We start from the raw sequence: 12,608 nt of genomic DNA on the forward strand, positions 1-12,608 counted from the left end.
GACAGGCCGCGGGCGTCAGACCGCGGGCAAGGCATCCAGATAGCGTTGCAGGATAACCGCCGCAGCCATCGCGTCATCTGCGGCATGCGTGCCGAGCAGGCGTTGCGCCTCCATGCTGGAGCCGCGTTCATCCACCAGTTCCACGGCGATGCCGAAGCGGCCATGAAGCTGGTTGGCAAAGCGGCGGCAGCGTGCCGTGGCGGGCTGTTCGCCGCCCTCGGCGTCCAGCGCCAGACCGACGACGACGCGATGCGGCTGCCATTCCTGCAGCAGTGCCGCGATGCGGCCAAAGCGCGCGTCGCGGACCTCGCTGAAAATGATTTCAAGTGGGCGCGCCTGGCGCGTCAGCGTATTGCCGATGGCGATGCCGATCTTCTTTTCGCCGAAATCGAAGGCAAGCAGAGTTTCTTCAGGCATGGCCAGCGTCGCCCGCCAGCATCACGGGGTCGATGCCCAGCAGCTTGAGCGCGGCGGGGTAGCGTTCCTCGGGCGGCACATCGAAGATGATGTGCGCGTCCGCGCCCACGCTCAGCCACGCGTTCTGGCCCATCTCGCTTTCGAGCTGGCCCGCGCCCCAGCCGGCGTAGCCCAGCGTGACCAGCATGCGCGCCGGTCCGTTGCCATCAGCCACGGCCTGCAGCACATCGCGTGAGGTGGTCAGCGCCATGTCGCCCAATTTGATGCTGGAGCTGTAGTCGCCAGCCGGCGCATGCAGCACGAAGCCGCGGTCGGTCTGGACCGGTCCGCCAAAAAAGACGAACGTGTCTTTGACCGGTCCGATTTCCAGCGTCAGTTCAATGCGCTCGAACAGCGTGCCCAGCGTCAGGTCGGTGGGGCGGTTGATGACCAGCCCCAGCGCGCCGCGGTCCGTGTGTTCGCACACGTAGATGACGGAACCCGCCAGGCTCCCTTCGACCATGCCCGGCATGGCGATCAGGAACTGGTTGGCGAAGTTGGCCGCTTGCGTCGCAGCGTTTTCGTGATGTTTTTCCGTCATGGCAACCCCTTCATGGGTAGTCTGAGAAAACCGTTCGGAGTGATTGCGCGGACGCAAACGTCATGCCTGACGGCAGTCCGACGGTGACGAAGGACGGGGTATGCCCCATCTTACGAGCCCTGGCGGAATAAGTCGGCGGTACGGCTTCAGATTTCCATCAGTTCGAAGTCCTCTTTGCGGGCGCCGCATTCGGGACAGACCCAGTTGGGCGGCACGTCTTCCCAGCGGGTGCCGGGCGCAATGCCTTCGTCGGGCAGGCCGGCCTCTTCGTCATAGACCCAGCCGCAAATCAGACACATCCAAGTACGCATAGTTCTCTCTTACATCAAAACCCCACCGGCGTCCCCGCGGTGGGGCAAAGGTGAGGGGCTTCCATTAGAATGGGGACAATCTTACCGAAACCCAATAGGGGTTCCCCTGATTCATGCCAAATGAGCCGGGGCGCCCTTAATCAAGCGCAGTCACGTGGCCCCCGTTACTCCCCCTCTCGTTTTGGTCTTCGGCCCGCTCGATCCCTCGGGATCAGACGGTTTGCCCGCGGATGCCGTCACCTGCGCCCGTCTGGGCTGTCATGGCCTGGCGGCCGTGACCGCGCTGACCGTGCAGGACACCGCCGGCATCGAAGAAATCCACCCCGTTTCGCCCGACCTTCTGGACGACCAGGCGCGTTGCCTGCTCGAAGACATGTCGGTGCAGGCCATCAAGGTGGGCGGACTATACACCGCGGAAACGGCCAGCGTGGCGGCGCAGGTTGCCGCCGACTACAGCCAGGTCCCGCTCGTGCTGCACCTGGGCCAGCGCGCGCAGGTGCCCGCCAATGCCGCCGACGAGGACGAAGCCGACGACCTGCTGGCCGCGACCCTCGAACTGGTGCTGCCGCAGACCGACCTGCTGGTCATTGAACACCTGCGCCTCGCGCAGTGGCACGCCGACGGCGACATTGATATCGGGGACGCACCTACGCCCATGCACGCCCTCGTGGCGGCCGGCGCGGCGTGGGTCCTGGTGCTGGGCAGCCCCCAACGCCCCGGTCATTTCGCCAACGTGCTGCTCGGACCCGGCGGCCAGACCCATACGTGGCCCTGGCAGGCGCCACCCGACCGCAACGGCGACGCCGGCGGCCTAGCCGCCACCGCGATCACCGCCATGCTGGCGCAGGGCCTGGAAATGCCGGAGGCCGTGCGTCAGGGGCTAGTCCACGCCGACGCCGCCGTGGCCGCCAGCTTCCTGCCGGGCATGGGCCGGCGCATTCCCAACCGGATCCTGCCCCAATGAAACCGATTCGCTTTCCCGCCGGCCTGTATGGCGTGACGCCCGAATGGGACGATACCGACCGCCTGCTGAAGGCGGTGCGTGACGCCGCCGCGGGCGGCATGCGCTCGCTGCAATTGCGCCGCAAGAACGTGCCGGATGCCGTGCGCGCCGCGCAGGCCCGCGCCCTGGCGCCGCTGTGCCGCGAACTGGGCGTGGTGTTTCTCATCAATGACGACTGGCGCCTGGCGCTGGACGTCGGCGCCGATGGCGCGCACGTGGGCCGCGACGACGAAAGCCTGGCGCACATCCGCCGCGAAGCCGGTCCCGACCTGATCCTGGGCGGGTCCAGCTACGGCGACCTGACGCGGGCGCGTGAATTGCTCGACGCGGGCGCCGACTACATCGCGTTCGGCGCCATGTTCGCGTCCACCGTCAAACCCGACACGGTGCGCGCGCCGCTGTCCGTCCTGACCGAAGCCCGCCGCCTGGCCGACGAACGCGATGCGCCCCGGCCCGCCGTCGTCGCCATCGGCGGCATCACGCCCGCCAACGCGCCGCTCGTGGCCCAGGCCGGCGCCGACAGCATCGCCGTAATCACGGCCCTGTTCGAAGCGCCCAGCGTCCGGGCCGCCGCCGTGGCCTGCTCCGCGCCTTATTCCGCCAACTCCAACCGTAAGCCTTGATCGCCATGTCCAGTAACGCTCAGCTCTTCGACCGCGCCTGCCGCAGCATCCCCGGCGGCGTCAACTCGCCCGTGCGCGCTTTCCGCTCCGTGGGCGGCACGCCGCGCTTCATCAAGCGCGCGCAAGGTCCGTACGTGTGGGACGCGGAAGACAAGCAGTACATCGACTACGTGGGTTCGTGGGGCCCGGCCATTCTGGGTCACTCGCACCCGGAAGTCGTGCGCGCGGTGCAGGAAGCGGCCGTCAACGGGCTGTCGTTCGGCGCGCCGACCGAAGCAGAAATCGAGCTGGCCGAAGTGCTGATCTCGCGTCTGCCCTCGCTGGAACAGGTGCGCCTGGTCAGCTCGGGCACCGAAGCCACCATGACGGCGATCCGCCTGGCGCGCGGCGCCACCGGCCGCGCCAAGATCGTGAAGTTCGAAGGCTGCTATCACGGGCATTCGGACAGCCTGCTGGTCAAGGCCGGATCGGGTCTGCTGACCTTCGGCAAGCCCAGCTCGGCCGGCGTGCCGCCGGAATTCGTGTCGCACACGCTGACCCTGGAATACAACAACCTGGATGCCGTGCGCGAAGCCTTTGCGCAGCATGGCGCCGACATCGCCTGCATCATCGTGGAGCCGGTCGCCGGCAACATGAACCTCATCAAGCCCGCGCCCGGCTTCCTGGAAGGCCTGCGCGAGGTCTGCACGCAGCATGGCGCGCTGCTGATTTTCGACGAGGTCATGACGGGCTTTCGCGTGGGACCGCAAGGCGTGCAGGGCCTGACTGGCGTCAAGCCGGACATCACCACGCTGGCCAAGGTGATCGGCGGCGGCATGCCGGTGGGCGCCTTCGGCGGCAGCGCCGAGGTCATGAAGCACATCGCGCCGCTGGGCGGTGTCTACCAGGCCGGCACGCTGTCCGGCAATCCGGTGGCCGTGGCGGCGGGTCTGGCCACGCTGCGCCTCATCGGCGCGCCGGGCTTCTACGAGAATCTGTCGGCCCAGACCGCCAAGCTGGCACAGGGCTTGCAGGAACGCGCCCGCAAGGCCGGCCTGCCCTTCTCGGCGGATTCGGTCGGCGGCATGTTCGGCATCTACTTCAGCGACCGCATCCCGGCTTCGTTCGCCCAGGTTTCGGCCTGCGACACCGCCGCGTTCAACCGTTTCTTCCATGCCATGCTGGACAACGGCGTGCATTTCGCGCCGTCGGCCTTCGAAGCGGGTTTCGTGTCGGCCACGCACGACGACGCCGTCATCCAGGCCACGCTGGACATCGCGGACAAAGTGTTCGCGGGACTTTAAGCGTTGAATCGAAGCGGGCCGGCGGCCCGCTTCCTTCACGGCGCCTTGTACTGCTCGTACAGGGCCGTCACATTCTTCACATAGGCCTGGGTTTCGGCGTACGGCGGCACCGCGTCGTACTTGCGCACCGCGCCTTCGCCCGCGTTGTACGCGGCCAGCGCCAGATCCAGGCGGCCCGGATACCGGTCGATCAGCCGGCGCAGATGGCGCGATCCGGCCTGCACATTGGTCGCCGGGTCCACCAGCGCGCGCTCCACGTCGTCCACCGACAGCAACGGCGCGGCCGTCGCGGGCATCAGCTGCATCAGGCCCAGCGCCCCCTTGGGCGAGCGGGCATCGCTACGGAAACCCGACTCAATGGCGATGATCGCCGTCAGCAACGCCTGGTCGACCCCGGAATCCAGCGCGGCGCGGGCGATCAGGTTGTCGTGTTTGGTCGTGGGTTTGACAGTGCTCCAGCGCAACGTCGGTTCGGCGGCCACGCGGCTCACGCGGCGGGCGCCGTCGCCGGCTTCCGGCTCACAGCTCAGGCACAGTTTCTCGGCGCCGCCGCGGACCGCCGTCCGTGCCTGCGCGCGCTTGTAGTATTTACCGGTGCCGGTGGGCACTTTCATCGTGCGCCAGACGCCGAACGGGTCCTTGTAGCGGTAGGTGTCGGCGGCCTGCACCGGTGTCGCCAGCGCCAGAGCGCCCGACGCCAGCGCCGCCACCGCCGCCATCCCGCCGGCGCGTGCCAGGATGGCGCGCGTGGCCGAAAAAATGGAGGTAGGGGGTTGGGACATGGGACGGGGCTCCGGCGGCGTCGGAAGACGCGTTGGCGAGCCCCAATGCTGCTTGCACCATCCCGGTTCTGTCTTTCCTGCCGATGATCTAGATCGCGGCGGCGCGGGCGTTTCCCAGGGAGAATCGGGGACGTGACTAGGACATGCGGCCGATAAATTTGCTTGTTACCGCCGGTAATGATCGTCCTTGCAAAGAATATGACGTAATATTTCGTTCAATTACCAAATGATTGAACCGGCCGCTCGTGCCGGGATCGGAGAGAGGGTGAAATGGGCGCAGAAAACATGCTCCAGTTGATGCTGGATGCCGACACCAACGTCCTGACGGCGGTGTACACGCCGCCACCTCGTCCCGAACCCGCCAAGGCAACGGCTGCGGGCACCTCCGACATGGCGGTTGCTGGCACGGAAGGTGGTGACTCGGCCGGGTCTCAGGCTGGGCTACAGAACGACTCTCAGGCCGCCGGCCAGGACGACGACGCGGACGTTGCCGTCGCCGACGAAGAAGCCCCCCCGCTGGTCAATACCGACCTGCCGACGTGGGACGTGCTGGTTGCTGCCGCGGCCACGCAGGGCTGGGGCGCCGACGCGCTCGACAACCACGCCATCGTCGCCTTCATCGATCTGTGCCGCGCAGCCACCGAACCCGTCCAGAGCCCCGTCGGCCAGGTCGTGGACGGCAGCTTCGACATCGAACTGAACGCGACCCGCATGGCGGCAACGCTGACGCTGCACCCGCCCAAGGGCGGCAAGCCCGTCACGCTGGACGCGGTGCACCAGGCCCTCTCAGACCAGGGCATCGTGCACGGCGTGCTGGACGGCGCGCTGGCCGAGGCCGTGGCGCTGGGCCGCGCCGAAACCATCCTGGCCGCGCAGGGTACGCCGCCCACGCGCGGCACGCCCACCCGCTTTGAAAGCCTGCTTGACCGCCTGAAGCCCCGCGCCGAGGACATCGACGAACTGGCCCAGGTGGATTACCGCGATCTCGGCAGCCTGCTGCTCGTGTCGCCCGGCACGCCGCTCATGCGCCGCATTCCGCCGCTGCCCGGCGTGGACGGCACCAACGTGCTCGGCGAGGCCGTGATGCCCGACGAGCTGCCCGATACGCCATTTTCCAAGGAACTGTCCGGCGTCGAGATCGATCCGGAAGATCCGCTGCTGCTGCGCGCGGCCATTTCCGGCACGCCGACGCTCATCACCCACGGCGTGCAGGTCAACCCGATGGTGGAGGTGGACGCCGTCAACCTGTCCACCGGCAACATCAACTTCGAAGGCTCCTTGCAGGTGCGTGGCGACATCGCCGCCACCATGGAAGTGCGCGTGACGGGCGATGTGGTCGTCAACGGCACCATCGAAGCCGCGCTGGTCGAGGCCGGTGGCAGCGTGACCGTCAAGGGCGGCATCATCGGCATGGCCGAAACCGTGCACGACGCCTCGGCGGCGCCGCGCACCGCGCACATCGTCTGCGGCGGCACGCTGCGGGCCAAGTTCATCGAGAACGCGGTCATCAGCGCGGGCCAGGACATCGACGTCGAACGCGAAATCCGCCAATGCAGCATCGCCGCTGGCGGCAGCGTCAATGTCGGCCCGCCCAACACGCAGCAAAGCGCCATCACGGGCGGCGAAACCCGCGCGCTGCTGGCAGTCCGCGCCGGCACCATCGGCTCGCCCGCAGGCATTCCGACGCTGGTGCAAGCCGGCCTGGACCCGCACGCCGACATCAAGCGCTCGGCGCTCACGCGCAAGCGCCTGAAGATGAACGAGGAAAAGGCCAAGCTGGAACAACTGCTGATGTTCCTGCAAGCCAACCCGCAACGGGCCACGGGCGACGTCGTCGAACGGGCGCGCAACACGCACACCAAGCTCATCGGCGAGCTGGCCGGACTTGAAACCGAGGAAGCCCAACTGGCCCGCGACCTGCTGCCCCAGCAGAACGCCACCATCGCCGCCACGCGGCGCTTCTGTAGCGGCACGAAGATCCAGCTGGGCAACAAGATGCAGGAGTTCCTGGAAGACCAGGTGGGCGGCAAGGCCGGGCTGGAAGAAGGCGAGATCGTTATTCGCTAGAGGTCTGAGTTCGAACCCAGGTGTCTGACACCCGGGTGGCATCGCGACAAGCTGTCGGCGGTCTCTCAAGGGTGTCAGACACCTTCGCAGCACGAAGATATCCGGCACCGCGTGGCCATCCGGCCTGCCTACGAACCCAGGTGTCTGACACCCCGGCGGCACTGCGACAAGCTGTCGGCGGTATCACATGGGTGTCAGACACCTTCGCTGCACGAAGATGTGCGGCACCGCGCTGCCAACCGGCCTGCCTACGAACCCAGGTGTCTGACACCCCGGCGGCACTGCGACAAGTTGTCGGCGGTCTCTCAAGGGTGTCAGACACCTTCGCTGCACGAAGATATCCGGCACCGCGCTGCCAACCGGCCTGCCTACGAACCCAGGTGTCTGACACCCCGGCGGCATCGCGACAAGCTGTCGGCGGTCTCACATGGGTGTCAGACACCTTCGCTGCACGAAGATGTGCGGCACCGCGCTGCCATCCGGCCTGCCTACGAACCCAGGTGTCTGACACCCCGGCGGCACTGCGACAAGCTGTCGGCGGTCTCTCAAGGGTGTCAGACACCTTCGCTGCACGAAGATGTCTGGCACCGCGCTGCCATCCGGCCTGCCTACGAACCCAGGTGTCTGACACCCCGGCGGCACTGCGACAAGTTGTCGGCGGTCTCACATGGGTGTCAGACACCTTCGCAGCACGAAGATATCCGGCACCACGTTGCCAACCGGCCTGCCTACGAACCCAGGTGTCTGACACCCCGGCGGCATCGCGACAAGCTGTCGGCGGTCTCACATGGGTGTCAGACAACTTCGCAGCGCGAAGATATGCGGCACCGCGCTGCCAACCGGCCTGCCTACGAACCCAGGTGTCTGACACCCCGGCGGCATCGCGACAAGTTGTCGGCGGTCTCACATGGGTGTCAGACACCTTCGCTGCACGAAGATGTCCGGCACCGCGCTGCCAACCGGCCTGCCCTGATGTCAGGCGCCGTCGTCCGGCATCAATTCCTTGAACCACACGCGCGGCGAGATGCCGCGGTCGGGGCCCAGGATCGAGAAGCCACCGTCGACCGGGATGTCGACGCCGGTCATCCACGATGCCGCGTCGGAACATGCAAAGCACACGGCCGCGGCGATCTCTTCGCCGGAGCCTACGCGGCCCAGCGGATGGAAATGCGCGCCCACCGCGTCGGCCGCCTGGCGTGATCCGCCGGACAGCTGTTCGACCGACGGCGACCACGTCCATGCAGGCGACACCGCCAGCACGCGCACGCCCGACGGCGCCAGTTCCACCGCGAAGTTCTTGGTGATCTGCAGCAGGGCCGCCTTGGACGCCGGATACAGCGCGCGCCCCGCCGCGCCGAACTTGCCGCCGGTGCTGCCCAGATTCACGATCACGCCGCCGCGTGGCAGATGCGCCGCCGCGAGCTGCGTGAAGATCGCCGCCGACACGAGGTTCGTATCCAGCGTGCGGTGCCATTCGTCCCGCGTCGATGCCAGGCCGCGATCCGCATACTGGCAGGCGTTGTTCACCACGAAATCCAGCCGGCCAAAGCGCGCCAGCGCGGCGTCGATGCAGGCCTGGATCTGGGCGTCTTCACCGATATCCGTTTCGCAGTACAGCGCGCGTTCGCCCAGTGCCTGCGCCAGCGCCTCGCCCGCCTCGGCGTTGCGGCCGACCAGCACGACGTTGGCGCCCGCCGCAACGAAGCCGCGCGCGATGTCCGCGCCCAGGCCCTGCGTGCTGCCGGTGACGATGGCGGTCTTGCCCGCCAGGCCGGGAAAGCCTGAGAAATCCATGAGTGCTCCTTGTCAGTTTGACGCCGCGGCCCAGCGTACCGCGTCGTGCACCGATCCCGTCTGCGCGATCAGCCGCATGCTGGCCAGCGACGCCTCGTGCACCGCCGGGTCGGCCGACGCGCAGGCGTCTTCGGCCACCATGACCGAGAAGCCGATATCGGCGGCATGGCGCACCGTGCCCTCGACCACCGAGTGCGTCGCCACGCCCGCCACCACCAGCCGCCGCGCGCCCAGCAGCCGCAGGGTTTCCTCCAGCGGCGTGCCATAGAACGCGCTGATGCGCGTGTGCTTGACGACGAACTCGCGCGCGCTGCCCGCCAGCGGATGCAGGCCATCGTAGAACGCGCTGCCCCACTGCCCTTCCGGCACCGCGCCGATCGTGGCCACGTTGCGGAAGATTGCGCAGTTGGGCAGCAGGTCCGCGTAGTCGGGCCGGAACGCGATGCGCACGTGCACAATGGGCAGCGCGAGCGATCGCGCGCCCTCCAGCAAGGCGGCGGCGTTGTCCAGCAGGCGCTGCCGCGCCCCGCTGTCGGCGTCCAGCCCGACACGGATCTTGCCATCCGGATGCAGCACATCGTTCTGATAGTGCAGCGCCAGCACCGCCACGTCGGTGTTCATCACACAAACACCTCGAACGCGTCGTGCGCATCGTCGCAGTTGACGAGGTCCACGCGCTTCATGCGAATGCGCCAGCCATCGCCCTCGGCGGCCAGCTTGTGGGTGTACCGCCCGGCAAGCTGGCGCGGCTGGCGCTTGCGCCATTCGGTCATCTGAAAGACCGAATGCACCACCAGGTTGCCGGCCGCATCCACACCCTCGACCTGCACGCCGCCCACCAGCCGCACGCTGCGCGTCGGCGGCTGCTGCGACCAGTTGCGCGGGTGTTCCAGGCGCCGGATGCGCACGTCGCGCAGCATGCGGTCTTCCCAGAAAATCGAGATGAAATCGTACGGACTTTCCTGGCCGTGCTTGCGCGGCATCCAGTACATGCCGTCCTCCGTCCAGAGCGCCTGCCAGTCGTCGTAGCGCCGCTCGTCCAGCAGCCGCGCCTCGCGGTACAGGAACTGCGCGATGCGGTGGTAGGCATCGGCGGGCACGTCGGCCGGCGCAAGATTCGCGGTGCCGACGTCGAAATCCAGATCTAGCAGCATGCGCCGTCTCCCTTGGCCGCGGCGCCTGCGCCAGTACCGGCGCCCGCCTCCATGTAAGCCTTCCACGCGCGGAATTGATTGCGCATGGGCAATTCGCTGGTGCCGTTCACGGACACCATGCCGTCGGCCTCGACCCGGTCCGTGCCGTGATAGCGGTGCATGCTGACCCAGTCGCCGCCACGCGTCGCGTTGCCTTCCTGGCAGCGGTTGTAGAGCTCGATGTCGTCCGGCATGACGTTGGACGACGGCGAATTGATGACATTGGCATACAGCATCGCGCGCTTGAACACGCCCTCCGGCGCCCCCTTGCAGCGGAACGTCTGGATCTCGATCAGCGTCCGATCCACCGCCACCGGCCGGATCACGCGGAACTGCTGGAACACCGTATGCGGCGATCCGCTGCCGTAGATCACCGTATTGTGGCGGTTCATCCCCAGAATCTCGCGGGCGCGCTGCTCGCCGTAGGCGCCGGTCAGCGACTCGAAGTGCGCGCGCGACACCGGGTCGCGCTCGGCGGCGCCCGGGTTGAAGATGCCTTCCATGTACCCGTGGCCGTTGTCGTAGGCGCGCAGCTCCAGCTTCTCCCAGAACTCGTAGGGCTCGCCGTTGCCGTCCATGATGTGCAGCTCGAGCGGCATCTCGCCCATTTCCTTGGCCTCGTCGCGCGCGGCGGCATAGGACGATTCATGCGTCACGCGCGCGTGCATCGTGTCGTGCAGGTTCTCGTAGAACACCTTCCAGTTCGAACGCTGCATCACGCGGAAGATGCCGCCCGCCACTTCCACCTCGCCCACCGGCGAACGGTCGCACAGGTTGTCGATGGACGAGCGCACGCCGCCCAGGAAGTCTTGCAGCGCCTGGCCTTCGGCCGACTGGCTGGCGAACACGAAGCCGCGGTAGCTCTCCACGCGCGGCAAACGCCGCATCGAGAACGACGGATCCGTGGGGTCGTACGACGTGCCTTCCAGGCCCTGCTTGAGCGGCACGCCCAGATGGCTGCCGTCCAGCTTGAACGTCCACGCGTGATACGGACAGCGGAAGAACTTGCCCGCACAGCCTTCGCCGTCGGCCACCACCTTCGCGCCCTTGTGCGGGCAGCGGTTGTACAGCACGTGCACGCGGCCGTCGGCGGCGCGCACCATCAGCACATCCTGATCGCCCAGGCGCGTGGTGTGATAGTCGCCCGTCTTGGGCACCTGGCTTTCGTGGCCCACGTAGATCCACGCGCGGCCATAGATGCGCTGCATTTCAAGGTCGAAGATGGCCGGATCGGTGTACAGGTCCCGATGCACGCTGTCGCCGCGCACCAGCCCGCCCAGTTGTTCGTCGGTATAAGGCATGTCGTCTCCCTACTTGTTCTCGCTGTCCTTCCAGCGCGCCATCAGCGTGTTGGAAGGCAGGGTTTCGTCCAGCAGCTTGGCTGCGGTCTCGCGCCCTGCCGTGGGCAGGCCCTTGGGATCGAGCAGGCCCACCTGCACCAGCACGCTGGCCTGATCCCAGTAGATGTGCTCGTGATAAAGCTTGTCGCCACGGAACTTCACGATGGCCACCAGCGGGATCTCCACGGACTTGCCCGTGGGCGCGACGCCCGGCAGCATCCAGTCGATCTCGGTCGTGTGGGTGAAGCAGAACAGCAGTTCGTCCACGATCTGCGTGGCGCCCACCGTGCGCGACAGCGGCACCAGCCGCGTATCGGGCGGGTTGCTGTTCACGAAATGATGCTGATAGAAGCGCGACAGCTCCTTGTAGCCCACGCCGCCCGTCATCGTCGGAATGTGATTGACGTAGGGTTCGGCCACCATCGTCGCCATGGTCGCGGCCACGTCGCGCGTGCCGAATTCATATTCGCAGTGCTTGTCCCACAAGTACGAATAATCGAACTCCGGCCCGATCGTGCGCTGCAGCGCGGCCATGCTGCGCTGATGCGCCATCAGCGCCGACGGCTTGTCGTAGTGATCGCCGCCCGTGCGTGCAAACGCGTGATCCACGCCGGGGTACACGTACAGCTCCACCCCCGGCTTGCCGCCCAGCGCCTCCAGGATGCGCTGGCGAGCCTCGGGCGGACAGAAGCCATCCTGCTCCGCGATGTGCAGCACCAGGCGCCCGCGCAGATTGGCGGCCTCTTCAAGGCTGTCCTCGATGCCCACGCCGTAGTAACCCACCGCCACGTCCGCGTCCGTACGGCACGCCGCCAGATAGGCCAGCTTGCCCCCCAGGCAATAACCCAGCACGCCCGCGCTGCCTTCCTGCTCGGGCAGTTCGCGCAACACGGCCAGCGTCGATGCGATGTCCTTGATGCCCAAGTCCACGTCAAAACCCTTGTACAGCTCGAACGCACGCGGCATGTCCGCAGGGCCGTCCGTCAGCTGGATGCCGGGCTGCTGACGCCAGAACAGGTCCGGCACCAGCACTACGTAGCCCTCCTCGGCCAGCAGCTGCGCGCTGCGCCGCATGAAATCGTTGACGCCAAAGATCTCCTGGCACAACACCAGGCCCGGCCCGCGGCCCGAGGCCGGCACCGCCAGATAGGCGCCAAAGGACTTGCCATCGTGCGAGGCGATCGTCACCTCGCGCGTCGTAATGCGATCAGTCAT

Annotated in this window: 13 protein-coding genes; 4 read left to right on the plus strand and 9 right to left on the minus strand. The window is 67.2% G+C overall.

Annotated features, from left to right (window positions below; genetic code table 11):
• Positions 1-15 precede the first annotated feature (15 nt).
• From ruvX to ASD71_RS13545, 3 genes are all read right to left on the minus strand, one after another.
• Positions 16-417, minus strand: coding sequence for a Holliday junction resolvase RuvX (gene ruvX / locus ASD71_RS13535; protein WP_056564513.1), 402 nt, complete (start codon positions 415-417; stop codon positions 16-18).
• Positions 410-997, minus strand: a complete 588-nt coding sequence (locus tag ASD71_RS13540) for a YqgE/AlgH family protein (protein WP_056564516.1) — start codon at positions 995-997, stop codon at positions 410-412. The genes ruvX and ASD71_RS13540 overlap by 8 nt, the downstream gene beginning before the upstream one ends.
• A gap of 146 nt (positions 998-1,143) precedes the next feature.
• Positions 1,144-1,308: a rubredoxin gene (locus tag ASD71_RS13545; RefSeq protein ID WP_003814980.1), complete on the minus strand. Its 165-nt coding sequence runs from the start codon at positions 1,306-1,308 to the stop codon at positions 1,144-1,146.
• 139 nt (positions 1,309-1,447) lie between these two features.
• On the opposite strand from ASD71_RS13545, the gene ASD71_RS13550 reads away from it, so the two are divergent.
• The 3 genes from ASD71_RS13550 to hemL are packed head-to-tail and all read left to right on the plus strand — an operon-like array spanning position 1,448 to position 4,217.
• Positions 1,448-2,272 carry a hydroxymethylpyrimidine/phosphomethylpyrimidine kinase gene (locus ASD71_RS13550; RefSeq protein ID WP_156395141.1) on the plus strand — a complete coding sequence of 275 codons (825 nt, stop codon included), beginning with the start codon at positions 1,448-1,450 and terminating at the stop codon, positions 2,270-2,272.
• Positions 2,269-2,934 (plus strand): thiamine phosphate synthase, encoded by a 666-nt coding sequence (gene thiE / locus ASD71_RS13555; protein WP_056564522.1) that lies wholly within the window; start codon positions 2,269-2,271, stop codon positions 2,932-2,934. Before ASD71_RS13550 ends, thiE begins: the two co-directional genes overlap by 4 nt.
• A 5-nt stretch (positions 2,935-2,939) precedes the next feature.
• A complete protein-coding gene (hemL, locus tag ASD71_RS13560; protein ID WP_056566883.1) occupies positions 2,940-4,217 on the plus strand; it encodes a glutamate-1-semialdehyde 2,1-aminomutase in 1,278 nt (425 codons plus the stop codon).
• A gap of 35 nt (positions 4,218-4,252) precedes the next feature.
• Here hemL and ASD71_RS13565 read toward each other — a convergent pair whose 3' ends face one another.
• Positions 4,253-4,999 carry a lytic transglycosylase domain-containing protein gene (locus tag ASD71_RS13565; RefSeq protein WP_056564525.1) on the minus strand — a complete coding sequence of 249 codons (747 nt, stop codon included), beginning with the start codon at positions 4,997-4,999 and terminating at the stop codon, positions 4,253-4,255.
• 270 nt (positions 5,000-5,269) lie between these two features.
• Between ASD71_RS13565 and ASD71_RS13570 the strand changes: the two genes are divergently transcribed.
• Positions 5,270-7,066 carry a DUF342 domain-containing protein gene (locus ASD71_RS13570; protein ID WP_056564527.1) on the plus strand — a complete coding sequence of 599 codons (1,797 nt, stop codon included), beginning with the start codon at positions 5,270-5,272 and terminating at the stop codon, positions 7,064-7,066.
• Between the two features lie 975 nt (positions 7,067-8,041).
• Here ASD71_RS13570 and ASD71_RS13575 read toward each other — a convergent pair.
• The 5 genes from ASD71_RS13575 to ASD71_RS13595 are packed head-to-tail and all read right to left on the minus strand — an operon-like array spanning position 8,042 to position 12,608.
• The gene (locus tag ASD71_RS13575) at positions 8,042-8,860 is read right to left on the minus strand and encodes an SDR family oxidoreductase (RefSeq protein ID WP_056564530.1); all 819 of its coding nucleotides are present in this window, start codon (positions 8,858-8,860) and stop codon (positions 8,042-8,044) included.
• Between the two features lie 12 nt (positions 8,861-8,872).
• Positions 8,873-9,481: a cysteine hydrolase family protein gene (locus ASD71_RS13580; RefSeq protein WP_056564533.1), complete on the minus strand. Its 609-nt coding sequence runs from the start codon at positions 9,479-9,481 to the stop codon at positions 8,873-8,875.
• Positions 9,481-10,014, minus strand: coding sequence for an aromatic-ring-hydroxylating dioxygenase subunit beta (locus tag ASD71_RS13585; RefSeq protein WP_056564537.1), 534 nt, complete (start codon positions 10,012-10,014; stop codon positions 9,481-9,483). Before ASD71_RS13585 ends, ASD71_RS13580 begins: the two co-directional genes overlap by 1 nt.
• Positions 10,005-11,354, minus strand: coding sequence for an aromatic ring-hydroxylating dioxygenase subunit alpha (locus tag ASD71_RS13590; protein WP_056564540.1), 1,350 nt, complete (start codon positions 11,352-11,354; stop codon positions 10,005-10,007). Before ASD71_RS13590 ends, ASD71_RS13585 begins: the two co-directional genes overlap by 10 nt.
• A 9-nt stretch (positions 11,355-11,363) precedes the next feature.
• Positions 11,364-12,608, minus strand: a complete 1,245-nt coding sequence (locus tag ASD71_RS13595; protein WP_056564543.1) for a dienelactone hydrolase family protein — start codon at positions 12,606-12,608, stop codon at positions 11,364-11,366.

Origin of the sequence: Achromobacter sp. Root565, from assembly GCF_001427425.1 — a bacterium.
In the GTDB taxonomy this organism is placed as follows: Bacteria; Pseudomonadota; Gammaproteobacteria; order Burkholderiales; family Burkholderiaceae_B; genus Achromobacter; species Achromobacter spanius_D.